Annotated in this window: 16 protein-coding genes; 10 read left to right on the plus strand and 6 right to left on the minus strand. The window is 65.8% G+C overall.

Features of this window, described 5'->3' with window-relative positions; translation table 11 throughout:
• The first annotated feature begins 35 nt into the window (after positions 1-35).
• From MUU56_RS21355 to MUU56_RS21395, 9 genes are all read left to right on the plus strand, one after another.
• Complete coding sequence (locus MUU56_RS21355) at positions 36-395, plus strand: DUF1428 domain-containing protein (RefSeq protein WP_244769294.1); 360 nt, start codon at positions 36-38, stop codon at positions 393-395.
• A 61-nt stretch (positions 396-456) separates the two neighbouring features.
• On the plus strand, positions 457-1,539 hold the full coding sequence (locus MUU56_RS21360) for an MBL fold metallo-hydrolase (RefSeq protein ID WP_244769422.1): 1,083 nt from the start codon (positions 457-459) through the stop codon (positions 1,537-1,539).
• Positions 1,540-1,618: 79 nt separating this feature from the next.
• Entirely contained in the window at positions 1,619-2,518 is a 900-nt protein-coding gene (gene dapF / locus MUU56_RS21365; protein WP_244769295.1) for a diaminopimelate epimerase, read from the plus strand.
• Positions 2,515-3,792 carry a tRNA (N(6)-L-threonylcarbamoyladenosine(37)-C(2))-methylthiotransferase MtaB gene (mtaB, locus tag MUU56_RS21370; RefSeq protein WP_244769296.1) on the plus strand — a complete coding sequence of 426 codons (1,278 nt, stop codon included), beginning with the start codon at positions 2,515-2,517 and terminating at the stop codon, positions 3,790-3,792. The genes dapF and mtaB overlap by 4 nt, the downstream gene beginning before the upstream one ends.
• 14 nt (positions 3,793-3,806) lie before the next feature.
• Entirely contained in the window at positions 3,807-5,330 is a 1,524-nt protein-coding gene (gene ftsY, locus MUU56_RS21375) for a signal recognition particle-docking protein FtsY (RefSeq protein ID WP_244769297.1), read from the plus strand.
• Positions 5,327-5,977, plus strand: a complete 651-nt coding sequence (locus MUU56_RS21380) for a septation protein A (RefSeq protein ID WP_244769298.1) — start codon at positions 5,327-5,329, stop codon at positions 5,975-5,977. Before ftsY ends, MUU56_RS21380 begins: the two co-directional genes overlap by 4 nt.
• Before the next feature lie 116 nt (positions 5,978-6,093).
• Positions 6,094-7,656, plus strand: a complete 1,563-nt coding sequence (locus tag MUU56_RS21385) for an alkaline phosphatase D family protein (RefSeq protein ID WP_244769299.1) — start codon at positions 6,094-6,096, stop codon at positions 7,654-7,656.
• 134 nt (positions 7,657-7,790) lie between these two features.
• Complete coding sequence (typA, locus tag MUU56_RS21390) at positions 7,791-9,620, plus strand: translational GTPase TypA (RefSeq protein ID WP_244769300.1); 1,830 nt, start codon at positions 7,791-7,793, stop codon at positions 9,618-9,620.
• Positions 9,621-9,836: 216 nt separating this feature from the next.
• Positions 9,837-10,343 carry a GNAT family N-acetyltransferase gene (locus MUU56_RS21395; protein WP_244769301.1) on the plus strand — a complete coding sequence of 169 codons (507 nt, stop codon included), beginning with the start codon at positions 9,837-9,839 and terminating at the stop codon, positions 10,341-10,343.
• Positions 10,344-10,359: 16 nt separating this feature from the next.
• Here the strand turns inward: MUU56_RS21395 and MUU56_RS21400 are convergent, their stop codons facing one another.
• Positions 10,360-10,962: a hypothetical protein gene (locus MUU56_RS21400; protein ID WP_244769302.1), complete on the minus strand. Its 603-nt coding sequence runs from the start codon at positions 10,960-10,962 to the stop codon at positions 10,360-10,362.
• 134 nt (positions 10,963-11,096) lie between these two features.
• On the opposite strand from MUU56_RS21400, the gene ppa reads away from it, so the two are divergent.
• Positions 11,097-11,633: an inorganic diphosphatase gene (gene ppa / locus MUU56_RS21405; RefSeq protein ID WP_064331766.1), complete on the plus strand. Its 537-nt coding sequence runs from the start codon at positions 11,097-11,099 to the stop codon at positions 11,631-11,633.
• Between the two features lie 5 nt (positions 11,634-11,638).
• Here ppa and MUU56_RS21410 read toward each other — a convergent pair whose 3' ends face one another.
• The 5 genes from MUU56_RS21410 to MUU56_RS21430 form a co-directional block, all read right to left on the minus strand.
• Complete coding sequence (locus MUU56_RS21410; protein WP_244769303.1) at positions 11,639-11,965, minus strand: DUF167 domain-containing protein; 327 nt, start codon at positions 11,963-11,965, stop codon at positions 11,639-11,641.
• The gene (locus MUU56_RS21415; protein ID WP_133034532.1) at positions 11,962-12,258 is read right to left on the minus strand and encodes a YggT family protein; all 297 of its coding nucleotides are present in this window, start codon (positions 12,256-12,258) and stop codon (positions 11,962-11,964) included. Before MUU56_RS21415 ends, MUU56_RS21410 begins: the two co-directional genes overlap by 4 nt.
• A gap of 125 nt (positions 12,259-12,383) precedes the next feature.
• Positions 12,384-13,100, minus strand: a complete 717-nt coding sequence (locus MUU56_RS21420) for a glutamine amidotransferase (protein WP_244769304.1) — start codon at positions 13,098-13,100, stop codon at positions 12,384-12,386.
• Positions 13,101-13,103: 3 nt separating this feature from the next.
• Positions 13,104-13,589 (minus strand): tellurite resistance TerB family protein, encoded by a 486-nt coding sequence (locus MUU56_RS21425; RefSeq protein WP_244769305.1) that lies wholly within the window; start codon positions 13,587-13,589, stop codon positions 13,104-13,106.
• A 96-nt stretch (positions 13,590-13,685) separates the two neighbouring features.
• Positions 13,686-15,293, minus strand: a complete 1,608-nt coding sequence (locus MUU56_RS21430; protein WP_244769306.1) for a heme biosynthesis protein HemY — start codon at positions 15,291-15,293, stop codon at positions 13,686-13,688.
• Positions 15,294-15,302 lie beyond the last annotated feature (9 nt).

Raw genomic sequence — 15,302 nt, forward strand, 5'->3', positions numbered from 1 at the left:
ATGCCGGCGCGCAGTGCTCGAGAGGAGTTTCGCTCATGTACATTGCAGGCTTGGTAATCCCCGTGCCCGCGGAAAACAGGCAGGCCTATCTCCGGTGGGCGGAAAACAGCGCGGCGATCCTCAAGGATTATGGATGCCTGGAGATCGTCGAATCCTGGGAGGACAACGTGCCCGATGGCGCTCACACCGATTTCCGCCGCGCCGTCGACGCGAAGCCGGGCGAAAAGATCGTCTTCACCTGGCAGGTCTGGCCCGACAAGGCGACGCTCGATGCCGCCGAGGCGAGGATGCGCACCGACCCGCGTATGAAAGCGATACCGGCATACGTTCCCTTCGATTCAAAGCGCCTGATCCTCGGCTGCTTTGCGCCGATCCATACGATGGGCCGGACGTAAAATTCACGCGAGTCTGCGCCGGCGCATTGCAGTGCGACGGGGCGCGACCTATCTTTCGCCGATGAACCGTCGGACGTTCCTCAAATGGTCGGGCATCGGTGCGCTGGCGACGCTCGCCGGCGGGGGCTTTGCGAGCCGCAGCCTTGCGGCCAAGCGCTATTATGACGGGCCGCTCAGCGACCATTTCGACGGCACGCATTTCTTCAACCCGAACGGCGAGGAGCCGAACAGCTTTTTCGAGCTGATGCGCTGGCAGTTCGGGGGCGGGCGCTCTGCCTGGCCGCTCGACTGGCCGAGCCCCTTTCCATCAGCCGTGCCGGAACCGCGTATCGCCGGCGGTCGCCTCGTCGTAACGCTGGCGGGCCATGCGGCGCTGCTCATCCAGACCGCCGGCCTCAATATCCTGACCGATCCGGTCTGGAGCGACCGCGCAAGCCCGTTCACCTTCGCCGGGCCCAAACGGGTCAATCCACCGGGCATCCGCCTTGCCGACCTGCCGAAGATCGACCTCGTGCTCGTCACGCACAATCATTACGACCATCTCGACCTTGCGACGCTGAAAGCGCTCGCCGAACGGGACGATTGCAGGATCGTCACGCCGCTCGGCAATGATCGCATCATCGTGCCGACGGTCGACAGGGCGCGCATAACGACCATGGACTGGGATAGCGCGCTGACGGTGGCTGACGGGGTGACGCTCCATTGCGAGCCCTGCCACCACTGGTCGGCGCGCGGGCTCGGCGACCGGCGCTTGGCGCTCTGGTCCGCCTTTCTCATCGAGACGCCGGGCGGAAAGATCTACCATGTCGGCGATACGGGCTTTCACCAAGGCATCAACTATCGGGCAATCCGCGAGAAACATGGGCCGATCCGCCTCGCCAACCTGCCGTTCGGTGCCTATGAGCCGCGCTGGTTCATGCGTCCGCAACACCAGAACCCGGACGAGGCGGTTCAGGGCATGGTGGCCTCCGGTGCGGCCTATGTGGCCGGCCACCATTGGGGCACCTTCCGGCTGACGAACGAGGCGATCGACGAACCGCTCGCCGCGCTGGAAACGGCGCTCGATGCGGCCGGCATCGCCCGCGAACGGTTTCGCGCACTGCGGCCGGGCGAAGTGTTCGATGTTCCCGCTGTCGCGGTCTGAGCAAGGCACTGGAAATCCGCGGGACTTTCCGCCATATACGGCCGCAACGGGTGCGTTCGGCCCGGATGGGCAGAGTGTAATGACAAAGACGGTCGATTTCGCGAAGATGAACGGACTGGGAAACATGATCCTGGTCGTGGACATGCGCGGCCGCAGCGATGTCGTGACGCCGGAAGCGGCGATCGCGCTCAACGCCGACCCCGCCACCCGCTTCGACCAGATCATGGCGATCCACGATCCGCGGGTCGATGGAACGGATGCCTTCATCGACATTCTCAATTGCGATGGCTCCAAGGCGCAGGCCTGCGGCAACGGTACGCGTTGCGTCGTGCAGGCGCTCGCAGCCGAGACGGGCAAGAAGGTCTTCACCTTCGAGACCGTCGCCGGCATCCTGAATGCCGTAGAGCACGAGGACGGCACGATTTCCGTCGACATGGGCAGGCCGGTCTTCGACTGGAACCGCATCCCGCTCGCTGAAGAGTTCTTCGACACGAGCCGCATCGAACTGCAGATCGGGCCGATCGACGCGCCGGTGCTGCATTCGCCGGCCGCCATGTCGATGGGCAATCCGCATGCCGTCTTCTGGGTCGACCGCGATCCGATGAGCTTCGATCTCGAACGCTTCGGCCCCCTGCTGGAAAACCATCCGATGTTCCCCGAAAAGGCGAATATCACGCTGGCGCAGGTGACGTCCCCCACTGCCATGACGACCCGCACCTGGGAGCGCGGCGCCGGCCTGACGCTCGCCTGCGGCTCGGCCGCCTGCGCTGCCGGCGTTTCCGGCGCGCGCACGGGCCGCACGGGCCGCAAGGTCGCGATTACCGTCGCCAGCAGCCCGAACCGCGGCGTGCTCACCATCGAATGGCGCGGGGACGATCACGTCGTCATGACCGGGCCGGCCGAATGGGAATGGTCGGGCATGCTCGATCCTTCGACCGGCGCCTTCCGCCGGGATGACGCCGAGGCGGCCGCCCTTTGAGCGGCGTTGCGGTCATAACCTTCGGCTGTCGGCTCAACACCTACGAATCGGAAGTGATGCGCGCCGAGGCCGAGAAGGCGGGGCTGAACAATGCCGTGCTGGTGAACACCTGCGCCGTGACGGGCGAGGCCGTGCGCCAGGCGCGCCAGGCGATCCGCCGGGCTCGACGGGACAATCCGCATGCCCGCATCATCGTCACCGGCTGCGCGGCGCAGACGGAGAAGCACACCTTTGCCGACATGCCGGAAGTCGATGCGGTGCTCGGCAACGAGGAGAAGCTGAAAAGCGCCGCCTATCGCGCGCTGCCGGATTTCGGCGTTTCGGCGGAAGAGAAGCTGCGCGTCAACGACATCATGAGCGTGCGCGAGACCGCGCCGCAGATGGTGAAGCTGATCGACGGCCATGTGCGCGCTTTCGTGCAGGTGCAGAACGGCTGCGACCACCGCTGCACCTTCTGCATCATCCCCTATGGCCGGGGCAATTCCCGCTCCGTGCCGATGGGCGCGGTGGTCGAACAGGCGCGAAAACTCACCGAGAGCGGCTACTGCGAGATCGTGCTGACCGGCGTCGACGCCACCAGCTACGGCGCGGACCTGCCGGGCCGGCCGAGCCTCGGCTCTCTCGCCAAGGCGCTGCTGAAGCAGGTGCCGGACATCCGGCGTCTTCGCCTCTCCTCGATCGACAGCATCGAGGCGGACGACCACCTCTGGGACCTCGTCGCCGACGAGCCGCGCTTCATGCCGCATCTGCATCTGTCGCTCCAGCATGGCGACGACCTGATCCTCAAGCGCATGAAGCGCCGCCATTCCAGCGCCGATGCGCGGGCCTTCTGCGGGCGGGTGCGCGCGCTTCGCCCGGATGCCAGTTTCGGCGCGGACATGATCGCCGGTTTCCCGACCGAGACGGAAGACATGTTCGCCAATGCGGCGCGGCTTGCGGAAGACTGCGGCATCGCCCATCTGCACGTCTTTCCCTACAGCCCGCGCCCCGGCACGCCGGCCGCGCGCATGCCGCAGCTCGATCGCGCTTTGGTCAAGGACCGCGCCAGCCGCCTGCGCGAGACTGGAAAACGGCTCGCCGAGGCCCATCTCGATTCCATGATCGGAAAGCGGGAGATGATCCTCGTCGAGAACAACGGCCTTGCCCACACGGAAAACTTCACGCTCGTCGATGCCGCGGGCCTCAAGCCCCGCGACCTTGTGCCGGTCACGATCACCGGCCACAATGGAAAACACCTGACGATGCGGCCCGAAACCGCCCTCTCGCATAACTAGCGGACACATCCTTCATGGCCCTCGGCTTCATCAAGAAGATCTTCACCTTCGGAAAAGACACCGCCCCCGAGCAGAAGCCGGAGGCGGAAGCGCCGGTCGTCGAGCCGAAGGTCGCCGAGGTCGCGCCTGAACCGGTCGCGGAAAGCCCGGAGCCTGCCGTCGTCGGGGAGCGGGACGCGCTGCTCGATGAGGCGGAGGCCGCCAATCCCGAAGCCGCGCAACATGTGCCCGACGAAGCCGAGCCGGACATCTATCCGCTGCCGCACGCTCCGGATCTGCCCGTTGCGGAAGACCCGGTCGCGCCCGCCGAGATGGAGACCGCCGGCGGTCCGGCGGATGATGTGCCGGCGCCCGAGATGGCGGAGGATGTTGTCGAGGAAGAGCCTGCCGCTCCCGTCGAGGAGATCGTCGAGGCGCAGCCCGTAGCGGCGGTGGAAGAGGTTGCCGAGCTGGAGGACGAGATCGCCCCGGCCGAAGAAGCGGCGCCTGCCGAGGCGGAGGACCCGGTCCTCGAAGAGGCGATCCGCAGCGAGCCGAAGGCCGAGGCGCCCGCCCTGCCGAAAGGGTTTGCGACGGCAGCGCGCGAACCGGTCTTGGACGTCCCGGCGCCGCAGGTGAAGCGCACCTGGTTCCAGCGCCTGCGCGAGGGGCTTGCCCGCACCTCCTCGCAGCTCACCGGCCAGATCACCAGCCTCTTCACCAAGCGCAAGCTCGACGACGATACGCTGCAGGACCTCGAGGACCTGCTGATCCAGGCAGATCTCGGCGTGGAGACGGCGCTGCGCATCACCGATACGCTCGCCTCCGAGCGCTACGGCAAGGATGTCACGGGCGCGGATGTGTCACGCATCATGGCGAGCGAGATCACCAAGGTCCTCGGTCCCGTCGCCAAGCCGCTCGCGCTCGACCTCAACCACAAGCCGCATGTCATCCTCGTCGTCGGCGTCAACGGCACCGGCAAGACGACGACGATCGGCAAGCTCGCGGCCAAGCTCTCGGGCGCGGGCCTGAAGGTGATGATGGCGGCGGGCGATACGTTCCGTGCCGCGGCCATCGAGCAGCTGAAGATCTGGGCGGAGCGCACGGGCTCCGACATCGTCTCCTCGAAGCTCGGCGCGGATGCGGCGGGGCTCGCCTATGAAGCCTATGAGCAGGCGAAGCTGAAGAAGAGCGACGTCTTGATCATCGACACGGCCGGCCGCCTGCAGAACAAGACGGAGCTGATGGCGGAGCTGGAGAAGATCGTGCGCGTGCTCGGCAAGCTCGATCCGGATGCGCCGCACACGGTGCTCCAGACGCTCGATGCGACGACCGGGCAGAATGCCATGAACCAGGTGGAGATTTTCCGCAATGTCGCGGGCGTGACGGGCCTGATCATGACAAAATTGGACGGTACGGCCCGCGGCGGCATCCTTGTGGCGATTGCCGCCAAGCACAAGCTGCCGGTCTATTTCATCGGCGTCGGGGAGGGGATCGACGATCTCGAACCCTTCGAGGCGAAGGATTTCGCGGAAGCAATCGCAGGAGTTGAGGCATGAGCAAGGCAACGCTGGACGCCCCGGCCAAGGCGGAGGAGAAGATCAGCCCGCTCCTCAAGATGGTGCTGGAGCTCGGGCCCCTCGTCGTCTTTTTCTTCGCCAATTCCCGCGGCGAGTGGCTGGCCGCGCAGTTTCCGGTTCTGGCCGAAATGGGCGGACCGATCTTCATCGCGACCGGTCTCTTCATGGCGGCGACGGCGATCGCCCTCGTCGTCTCCTGGATCCTGACGCGCACCCTGCCGATGATGCCGCTGATCTCCGGCATCGTCGTCTTCGTCTTCGGCGCGCTGACGCTCTGGCTGCAGAACGACACCTTCATCAAGATGAAGCCGACCATCGTCAATTCGCTGTTCGGCGCGATCCTGCTCGGCGGTCTGCTGTTCGGCAAATCGCTGCTCGGCTACGTCTTCCATGCCGCCTTCAGGCTCACCGACGAGGGCTGGCGCAAGCTCACGCTGCGCTGGGGCCTGTTCTTCGTCTTCCTCGCGGTGCTGAACGAAGTGGTGTGGCGCTCCTTCTCGACGGATTTCTGGGTGGCCTTCAAGGTCTGGGGCACCATGCCCATCACCATTCTCTTCACGCTGTCGCAGATGCCGCTGATCATGCGCCACTCCGTCGAGCAGCCGGAAGAGGGCAAGGCGCCCTGAGGCGCGTCATCGTCCTGTCACCGAATCTTGGGTGAACCGTCATCCTCCCGTTACCGGACTGACATGCCCGGGACTCATGGTCTGCCCGTCGATTCGCGGGCTTGGCCGGAGGTGGCATGGCGATTGTTCCCGAGGCGCTGACGCGGCGCTCGTTCCTTCTCACCGCAGGGGCGGGTGCGCTCGCGGCCTCCTCGGCGCTGGCCGTTCCCTATTATGCCCGGCGCCATGGCAGCCCGGTCTTTTCGCACGGCGTGCAGTCGGGCGATGTCGATTGCTCCTCCGGCATGGTCTGGGCGCGGGTGGACCGGCCGGCAGAGGTGACGCTGGAATATTCGACCACCGAGAGCTTCCTGAATGCCTCCCGCCTGCCTGTCGGGAAGGCGACGATCGCGTCCGACAACACGGTCAAGGCGATGCTGCAGGGTCTCCTGCCGGACCAGGACATCTTCTATCGCTTCACCGCCAGCGATCCCTATTCCAGCCATCTCGTCTCCGAGCCGGTCGTCGGGCGCTTCCGCACCGCGCCGATGCGCAGGCGCTCGGTGCGTTTCGTCTGGTCGGGCGACACCGCCGGGCAGGGCTGGGGCATCGACGATGTCGGCATGAAGACCTATTCGACCATGCTGCGGCACGAGCCGGATTTCTTCATCCATTCCGGCGACACTGTCTATGCCGACGGCCCGATCCCCGACGAGATCCGGCTGCGGGATGGCGGGATCTGGAAGAACCGCATCGTCACCGACGAGAAGCGCAACGTGGCGCGCACGCTGGACGAGTTTCGCGGCCAGTGGAAATACAATCTGCTCGACGAGCACCTTCTGTCTTTCAACACGCAATGCCCGACCTTTTTCCAGTGGGATGACCACGAGGTGCTCAACAACTGGTCGGAATCGAGTGACCTTTCCGGCGACCGGCGCTATCCGGAAAAGGAGATCGGCGTCTACGAGGCCCGCGCCCGGCGCGCCTTCCACGAGATGACGCCGATCCGCTATTTTCCTACCGAGCCCGGCCGCATCTTCCGCAAGATCGCCTACGGGCCGCTGCTCGATGTCTTCTTCGTCGACCTGCGCTCCTATCGCAGCCCCAACCGGGGCGGCACGGAAAACGGCCTGTTCGGCTGGCGGCAGGCGGATTGGCTGCGGCGTGAGCTGGCAGCTTCGCGCGCCGTGTGGAAGGTCATCGCCTGCGACATGCCGCTCGGCCTCGTCATCTGGGACGACTATGCCAACAGCCTCGGTTACGAGGGTGTCGCCGACGGCCTCAACGGTCCGCCGGCGGCGCGCGAGCGGGAGATCGCCGACCTCCTCTCCTTCCTGCGCGACAATGCGGTCCACAATGTCGTCTGGCTGACGGCGGACGTGCACTATACGGCCGCGCACCACTACGATCCGTCGCGGGCGAAATTCCAGGAGTTCCATCCGTTCTGGGAGTTCGTCTCGGGGCCGCTGCATTCCGGCACCTACGGGCCGAAACCGCTCGACATGACCTTCGGCCCGGAGGTGCGGTTCATCAAGTCGTCCAGGGGCGGCATCGACAGCAACCTGCCGCCCTCGGCCGGCCTGCAATTCTTCGGCCTCGTCGACATCAACGGGACGAGCGAGGAAATGACAGTGCGCCTGATGGACAGGGAGGACCAGGAACTCTGGAACATCACGCTGCCGCCGGTGCGCGCCTCGTGAGGCCGGGCCCTGTGCGGCGCGGGCAACAGAGTTGCGCCCCGCCTCTTTCGCATTTGCGGAAAAACATGTAAGAGCCCGGCCATTGAAGACGGCGCCCCCCTATACCGCGCGCCCCGAACCTCAGAGATTAAACCATGTCCATCCGCAATATCGCGATCATCGCGCACGTCGACCATGGCAAGACCACGCTTGTCGACGAGCTCCTGAAACAGTCCGGCTCGTTCCGTGAAAACCAGCGCGTCGCCGAACGCGTGATGGACTCGAACGATCTCGAAAAGGAACGCGGCATCACCATTCTCGCCAAGGCCACCTCGGTCGAGTGGAAGGGTCACCGCATCAACATCGTCGACACGCCCGGCCACGCCGACTTCGGCGGCGAGGTGGAGCGCATCCTCTCGATGGTGGACGGCGCGATCGTTCTCGTCGACTCGTCGGAAGGCCCGATGCCGCAGACGAAGTTCGTCGTCGGCAAGGCTCTCAAGGTTGGTTTGAAGCCGATCGTCGCGATCAACAAGATCGACCGCCCGGACGGCCGCCACGAGGAAGTGCTGAACGAGGTGTTCGACCTCTTCGCCAATCTCGACGCCACCGACGAGCAGCTCGACTTCCCGATCCTCTACGGTTCGGGCCGCAACGGCTGGATGAACGTCAACCCGGAGGGCCCGACCGACGAAGGCATGGCCCCGCTGCTCGACCTCGTCCTGAAGCACGTGCCGGAGCCGGCGGTCGCCGAAGGCCCGTTCCGCATGATCGGCACGATCCTCGAAGCCAACCCCTTCCTCGGCCGCATCATTACCGGCCGCATCCATTCGGGCTCGATCAAGCCGAACCAGACCGTCAAGGTTCTCGGCCAGGACGGCCAGCTCATCGAAAACGGCCGCATCTCGAAGATCCTCGCCTTCCGCGGCATCGAGCGCACGGCGATCGAAGAGGCCCATGCCGGCGATATCGTCGCCATCGCGGGCCTCACCAAGGGCACCGTCGCCGACACGTTCTGCGACCCCTCGGTTTCCGAAGCCTTGAAGGCGCAGCCGATCGACCCGCCGACCGTCACCATGTCCTTCATCGTCAACGATTCGCCGCTCGCCGGCACCGAAGGTGACAAGGTGACGAGCCGCGTCATCCGCGACCGCCTGTTCAAGGAAGCCGAAGGCAATGTCGCGCTGAAGATCGAAGAGTCGGGCGACAAGGATTCGTTCTTCGTCTCCGGCCGCGGCGAATTGCAGCTTGCCGTGCTCATCGAGACCATGCGCCGCGAAGGCTTCGAGCTTGCCGTGTCGCGTCCGCGCGTCGTCATGCACAAGGACGAGGCGACCGGCCAGATGCTGGAGCCGATCGAGGAAGTCGTCATCGACGTCGACGAGGAGCATTCCGGCGTCGTCGTGCAGAAGATGTCGGAGCGCAAGGCCGAGATGGTCGAGCTGCGCCCCTCCGGCGGCAACCGCGTGCGCCTCGTCTTCTTCGCGCCGACCCGCGGCCTCATCGGCTACCAGTCGGAGCTTCTGACCGACACGCGCGGCACGGCGATCATGAACCGCCTGTTCCACGACTACCAGCCCTACAAGGGCGAGATCGGCGGCCGCGTCAACGGCGTGCTGCTCGCCAACGAAGCGGGCGAGGCCGTCGCCTACGCGCTGTTCAACCTGGAAGACCGCGGCCCGATGGTCATCGACGCGGGCGAGAAGGTCTATATGGGCATGATCGTCGGCATCCACACGCGCGACAACGACCTTGAAGTGAACGTGCTGAAGGGCAAGAAGCTCACCAACATCCGCGCCGCCGGCAAGGACGAAGCCGTCCGCCTGACGCCGCCGATCAAGATGACGCTGGAGCGCGCGCTCTCCTGGATCCAGGACGACGAACTCGTCGAAGTCACGCCTAAGTCCATCCGCCTGCGCAAGCTCTATCTCGACCCGAACGACCGCAAGCGATTCGAAAAGCAGCGCTCGGCCGGCGCGGCATAAGCGAAACGCATCCGAAGCGGAATAGTTTCGAACCCCGGTCCCCTCACAATGGGCGCCGGGGTTTTTCATGTGTGTGTCATCGTTTTACGACTTGTGACGTTTGTTAAAAAAGCGTTAACTTTTCCGTGCGCCGCCCGGAACTCGCCTGTGGGCAAGGGAAGCCTCCGCGCCCCTGCGGGATTCCGGTGGAATCGGCGTCGGAATATGAGTCGTGTTATGAAGACACTGTCGATCGATGTGCGGCGCGCCGAGCCGCAGGACGCACGCGCGATATCCGAGACGCATCGGGTATCGTGGCTGCAGGCCTATGGCGGCCTCATTCCGCACAAGCCGCTTATCCAGATGGTCGACCGCCGGGGCGAGAGCTGGTGGCGCAAGGCAACGCGCGGTCCCGCGACCTTGCTGGTGCTCGACGTCGCCGGCACGGTGGCGGGTTATGCCACGCTCGGCCTCAACCGCGCCCGGGCGCTGCCGCAGGAGGGCGAGATCTACGAACTCTACCTGCGCCCGGAATACCAGGGCATCGGTCTCGGCCGCCTGCTCTTCGGCGAGGCGCGGCGGCTCCTGAAGTCGCTGGGCTGCGAGGGCCTGATCGTCTGGTGCCTGGAGGACAGCGAGCACGCCGAACGCTTCTTCCGCTCCGCCGGCGGGCGCGACATTGCCGAGGGCATGGAGAATTTCGGCGACAAGGAGCTGAAGAAGCTCGGCTTCATCTGGCCTTAGCGGATTTCGTGCACGCCTATTCGACAGCGGCAGGCAGGTGGCGCACCGGCTCGCCGGCCAGTTTCCCCCGCAGTCCATGCCATTGCGGCTCGTTCAGGCCGCAGGCGAAATCGTGCGCCTCTTCGTCCGCCACCTTGCGGGCGAGCGTGTTGGCGTCCTTGTTCTCCAGGGCGTCGACATAGCCGACGACGCAGCTCGTCGGGTTTTCCGCCGTCGCGATCGTCGAGACGACAAGGACCTGGCCGTAGCGCGTGTCGGTGTCGCTCGTCGTTTCCGGGTCGGAGACGAACCAGCGCACGATGGTCGCCACCGGCTTTCCCGCCGCGATGCGCCATTCGATCTTGGCGTTGGTGTGGTTGAACGGGCCGAAGCTCTCGAAGGCCTCGTCGAGCCAGGCCTTGCTGATCGGGCCGTAGGCCTGGCTCTGGCGGAGGTCGCCTTCCTTGAAATAGACCGCGAGGTCCTTGTAGCCGGTGCATTCAAGGGTGACGCTCGGGCCCTCGTCCTCCTGCGAAAGCGTCTTGCAGGCATCGAGGTTACGCTCGGAATAGGCGCTCTCGTTGGCCTTGGCGGCCGAGGCGGCGAGGGCGGCGGCAAAGAGAAGGGGCATCAGGCGCATGATCATCCTCCGGTCTTCAAGGAGACGGGGAAGGCGCGCCGTCTATTCGCCTCCGGCGAAAGTCATGTTGCGCTGCAATGGGATTCGCATTAGGAAGCCCGCGAACAGAACCATTCCACCTGAGGGAGCCCCCCATGCGTATCGATGCGATTTCCGTTGGCAAGAACCCGCCGGATGACGTGAACGTCATTGTCGAGGTGCCGGTCGGCGGCCATCCGATCAAGTACGAGATGGACAAGGAAGCCGGCGCGCTCGTCGTCGATCGTTTCCTCTACACGCCGATGACCTATCCCGGCAACTACGGCTTCGTGCCGCACACGCTCTCGGAAGACGGCGACCCGATCGACGTCCTGATCGCCAACACCCGCCCGCTCGTTCCGGGCTGCGTCATCAATGTGCGCCCGATCGGCGTCATGGTCATGGAAGACGATGGCGGCAAGGACGAGAAGATCATCGCCGTTCCGGTGCCGAAGCTGACGCGCCGCTACGACAAGGTCGAGAACTACACCGACCTGCCGGAGATCACGCTGAAGCAGATCGAGCACTTCTTCGAGCACTACAAGGATCTGGAGCCCGGAAAGTGGGTGAAGATCGCCGGCTGGCAGGACGTTACCGTCGCCAAGAAGATGATCCTGGAGGCCGTCGAGCGCTATCAGGCGAGCAAGAAGTAGGCGCTTCAATGCGCTCCGGCGCGCTCGAGCCTTGAAACGATATCCTCCGGGTCGCCGTCGATCCGGAGGATTTTCTTTCTCTGGGTGTCACCGCTGACAAGGCTCACGGCGGACTTTGCAACGCCGGCAGCCTTGGCGATCAGCGCCACCAGCGCCTTGTTCGCCTTGCCCTTGTCCGGCGGGTCGCTGACGCGGGCCTTGAGATAGCGTTCGCCGTCGGCGCCGGTTTCCCAGCCGTCGATCGCATCGCGGCCGCCGTTCGGCGTCAGCCGCACCGTCAGGCGCACATGGTCGCCATGGCGGCGGAGCGCGGCGCCCGCCTGCTCGGTCACGGCGCCAGGAGGGCCGGTGCCAGCACGCTGCGGATCACCTGCTCCAGGAAGAACAGGATGACGAGCACGACGAGCGGCGAAAGGTCGACGCCGCCGAAATTCGGCAGGACGCGGCGGATCGGGCGGTAGATCGGCTCGGTCAGCTGGTAGAGCGAGCGGCCGATGGTGGCGATCACCTGATTGTTCGCGTTGATGACGTTGAAGGCATAGAGCCAGGAGAAGATCGCCGAGGCGATCACCAGGAACCACGCTATGCTGATGATGAACAATAGGGTGTTGATGACCGCTATCATTGATGTCTCCAATTGGTTTCGTCTCGACATGTAGCCATTGCGCGCCCTGCCAGCAAGGCCGGGCGCCGGGCGGTGCGGCAACATGTTTAATGGCGCGGGGCCTGACGCCGCCGCGGCAAGCGTCCTTATGCCTCGTGGAAGATGCGCTCGAGGAAGGACGTCATCCAGAGGCGGAGCGCCGCATCGTGCAGGAGGCGCCCGTCGAGATGGGCACGGCCGACCTGCGCGCCCGGCAATTCGAAACGGTGCGCGCCGCGCACCACCCAGCGGTGCATCATGGCGAGCGTCAGTTCGCCGTGGAACTGGATGCCCCAGGCATTGTCGCCGTAGCGGAAGGCCTGGTTCTCGTAGTGATGGCCGGTGGCGAGCAGCGTCGCGTCCCGCGGCAGGTCGAAGCCTTCGCGATGGAACTGGTAGACCATGTCCGGCCAGGGCATCAGCGCCGTGCCTGCCTTCGTCGCCGCCAGCGGATACCAGCCGATCTCCGTCCAGCCCTCCGCATGGCCGAAGACCGTGCCGCCGAGGTTCTTCACCAGCATCTGCGCGCCGAGGCAGATGCCGAGGAAGGGGCGGTTCTCGGAAAGCGGCACGGAGAGCCAGTCGATCTCCGCGCGCACATAGGCCTCGTCGTCATTGGCGCTCATCGGCCCGCCGAAGACGACCGCGCCCGCATGGTGGGACAGCGTGGCGGGCAGCGGATCGCCGAGCACGGGACGGCGGATATCCAGCGCATGGCCCATCGCCTGGAGGATCTGCCCGACGCGGCCGGGACTGGAGGTCTCCTGGTGCAGGACGATCAGGACGGGGCGCTTGAGGCGCGGCTTGCGGGGAAAATCGAGCATGGCTCAGCCTTCGTCCGGTTCCTCCGGGCCCGTTGCGGCGCCCACCCGTTCGGCCACTTCCTGCCGCTTCATGATGCGCTCCCGGCCGGAGACGCCGAGCAGGTCCGCGATGCGCCAGATGGCGTGGTCCTCCATCTCGCTGCGCTCGCCGTCGGCATAGACGATCTCCCAGAGCAGGCCGATCAGGTCGACGCGCTGCTCCTCCGAAAGCTGGCGCTTCAGCTCCGAGGTGAAGCGGAAGAAATCGATCGCCTCGCTCTCCGCATCGGTGCCGGCGGCGACCAGCGCCTCGAGCTCGGTCTCGTCGAGGCCGTAGAAATCCTTCAGGCGGACCCGCAGCGCCTTCTTCTCGACGTCGAGGATCTTGCCGTCCGCTTCCATCACCTGGATGCAGAGCGCCATGACGGCGACCCGCGGATCGTCGGCGGCAAAGGCCGGTCTGTCACCACCGGAAAGGCTCGCCAGAAACTGCTGCAAGCGTTCGAACATTCAGTGTCGCCCCGTTCCTCAAGCCCTGGAATATTGCCGTTTCTTTCCGATCTTTGAAACCGACGCCGAAGCGACTTCGCTTCAGCTGGAAATGCTCTAGAACAAGCGGAAGCCGCTTGTCCCGTCCCGTTTGACCGCGCCTTCCTTGACGCCCGGATCGTCGGGCAGGCCGAAGAAGGGACGCTCCTCTTCCTCCGGGACCGCCGCCTCCTTGATCGTTTCCGGCGTTACGTCCTTCACCGGCGCGGCTTCCACCACCGTGGCGACGACAACGGGTTTTTGCGCGACTTCCACCGTCTCGACCTTCGCCACCTCTTCAACCGGCGTGGCGGGCCTGCTCTCGATGGCGAGCGGCGGCAGGGTGCGGATGGCCTCGTCGACGGCGGCGGTCGAGCCTTCCTCGACCGGCCCGTCGAGCGGGCTGACGGGCGTCTTCCACTCGAAGGCGTCGAGACGGCCGGTGACCGGCGAGACAGCCCGCCATTCCGGCGCCGTGATGCCGTCGGCCGTCCAGGCCGGATCACGCGGTGCCTTCAGCGCCTGGTTCATCCAGTGGCGGATGCGGCCCTGGTCGCCCGTCTCGGCATCCTCAATGTCGGCGAGCAGCAGGAACGTGCTTTCGCGGGGCGACAGGCGCGCGGCGGCCTCGGCCTTGGTGCGGGCAAGCGCGAAGTCGCGCGTTTCCAGCGCGGCTTCCGCCACGGCATGGAGCGCTTCGGCATTGTTCGGGCGCATCGCCTCGAGCTTTTCCGCCCGCTTCAGGCGGTCGGTCGCCGAATCGCCGCTGCGCGCGCGGACATAGAGCTTCGCGACATCGCCATGGGCCGTCGCCTTCCAGAGTTTTTCCAGGATGGCGGCGGCCTTGCGCAGGTTGTCCTCGCGCAGATAGGCCTTGGCAGCGATGAGGCCGGCGGGCACGAAGGTCTCGCCGAGCTTCAGCGCCTGCTGGGCGTCCTCGCGCGCGCCCTTCGGGTCGGCGTCGAGCCTTGCGGCGGCGCGGGCGGTGAGCAGCACGACCTTGCGGCGGGCATGCGTCTTCTTCTCCTCGGCCGAGCCGGAGCGGCCGTCGCCGAGAAGCTTCAGCGCCTCGTCCCAGTCTCCGGCCTCGGAACGGTATTCCAATGCGGCTTCCGCCGCCCAGGGAAGCTGCGGCGCCTTTTCCGCGGCGCGTTCGGCATATTGCCGGGCCGCCTCGTTGGCGCCGAGCCGGCGGGCCTCCAGATAGAGGCCGCGCAGGCCGAGTTCGCGCGTTTCCGGATCGTCGGCCATCAGCTCGAATTTCCGGCGCGCGTCGTCGTAGCGGCCCTCGATCATCGCCGCCTGCGCCTCGAGCAGGTGGATGAGCGGCTCCTGGTCGGCGCTCAGAAGCCCCTTGGTGCGGCCCAGCATCTTCCGCGCGCCGGCGGCATCGCCGGCGCCGGCGGCGATCAGGCCGGTGGAGAGCGCCTGGTAGCCGCGGTCGCGCTTGCGGGCGCGGAAATAGCGCTGGATCGAGTGCGGCGAGGTCCAGACGACGCGCACGATCCACCAGGAGAACATCACGGCGGCGACCAGCGAGACGACGAGCGTGGCGGCGACCATCAGGCTCATGTCGGCCCGCTGGCCCTGCCAGATGATGGAGAGCTCGCCGGGACGATCGGCAAGCCAGGCGAAGCCGGCGGCAAGCGCGAGGACGAAGAGGGCGAAGACCAGTATGCGAATCATGAAGCCTCT

The sequence above is a fragment of the Shinella yambaruensis genome, assembly GCF_022899355.1.
GTDB classification, from domain to species: domain Bacteria; phylum Pseudomonadota; class Alphaproteobacteria; order Rhizobiales; family Rhizobiaceae; genus Shinella; species Shinella yambaruensis.

Excerpts from the sequence above, each read along its gene's own strand:
- MUU56_RS21355 (WP_244769294.1), top strand. The coding sequence starts at position 36 with ATGTACATTGCAGGCTTGGTAATCCCCGTGCCCGCGGAAAACAGGCAG.
- MUU56_RS21360 (WP_244769422.1), top strand. The coding sequence starts at position 457 with ATGAACCGTCGGACGTTCCTCAAATGGTCGGGCATCGGTGCGCTGGCG.
- dapF (WP_244769295.1), top strand. The coding sequence starts at position 1,619 with ATGACAAAGACGGTCGATTTCGCGAAGATGAACGGACTGGGAAACATG.
- ftsY (WP_244769297.1), top strand. The coding sequence starts at position 3,807 with ATGGCCCTCGGCTTCATCAAGAAGATCTTCACCTTCGGAAAAGACACC.
- MUU56_RS21380 (WP_244769298.1), top strand. The coding sequence starts at position 5,327 with ATGAGCAAGGCAACGCTGGACGCCCCGGCCAAGGCGGAGGAGAAGATC.
- MUU56_RS21385 (WP_244769299.1), top strand. The coding sequence starts at position 6,094 with ATGGCGATTGTTCCCGAGGCGCTGACGCGGCGCTCGTTCCTTCTCACC.
- typA (WP_244769300.1), top strand. The coding sequence starts at position 7,791 with ATGTCCATCCGCAATATCGCGATCATCGCGCACGTCGACCATGGCAAG.
- MUU56_RS21395 (WP_244769301.1), top strand. The coding sequence starts at position 9,837 with ATGAAGACACTGTCGATCGATGTGCGGCGCGCCGAGCCGCAGGACGCA.
- MUU56_RS21400 (WP_244769302.1), bottom strand. The coding sequence starts at position 10,962 with ATGCGCCTGATGCCCCTTCTCTTTGCCGCCGCCCTCGCCGCCTCGGCC.
- ppa (WP_064331766.1), top strand. The coding sequence starts at position 11,097 with ATGCGTATCGATGCGATTTCCGTTGGCAAGAACCCGCCGGATGACGTG.
- MUU56_RS21415 (WP_133034532.1), bottom strand. The coding sequence starts at position 12,258 with ATGATAGCGGTCATCAACACCCTATTGTTCATCATCAGCATAGCGTGG.
- MUU56_RS21420 (WP_244769304.1), bottom strand. The coding sequence starts at position 13,100 with ATGCTCGATTTTCCCCGCAAGCCGCGCCTCAAGCGCCCCGTCCTGATC.
- MUU56_RS21425 (WP_244769305.1), bottom strand. The coding sequence starts at position 13,589 with ATGTTCGAACGCTTGCAGCAGTTTCTGGCGAGCCTTTCCGGTGGTGAC.
- MUU56_RS21430 (WP_244769306.1), bottom strand. The coding sequence starts at position 15,293 with ATGATTCGCATACTGGTCTTCGCCCTCTTCGTCCTCGCGCTTGCCGCC.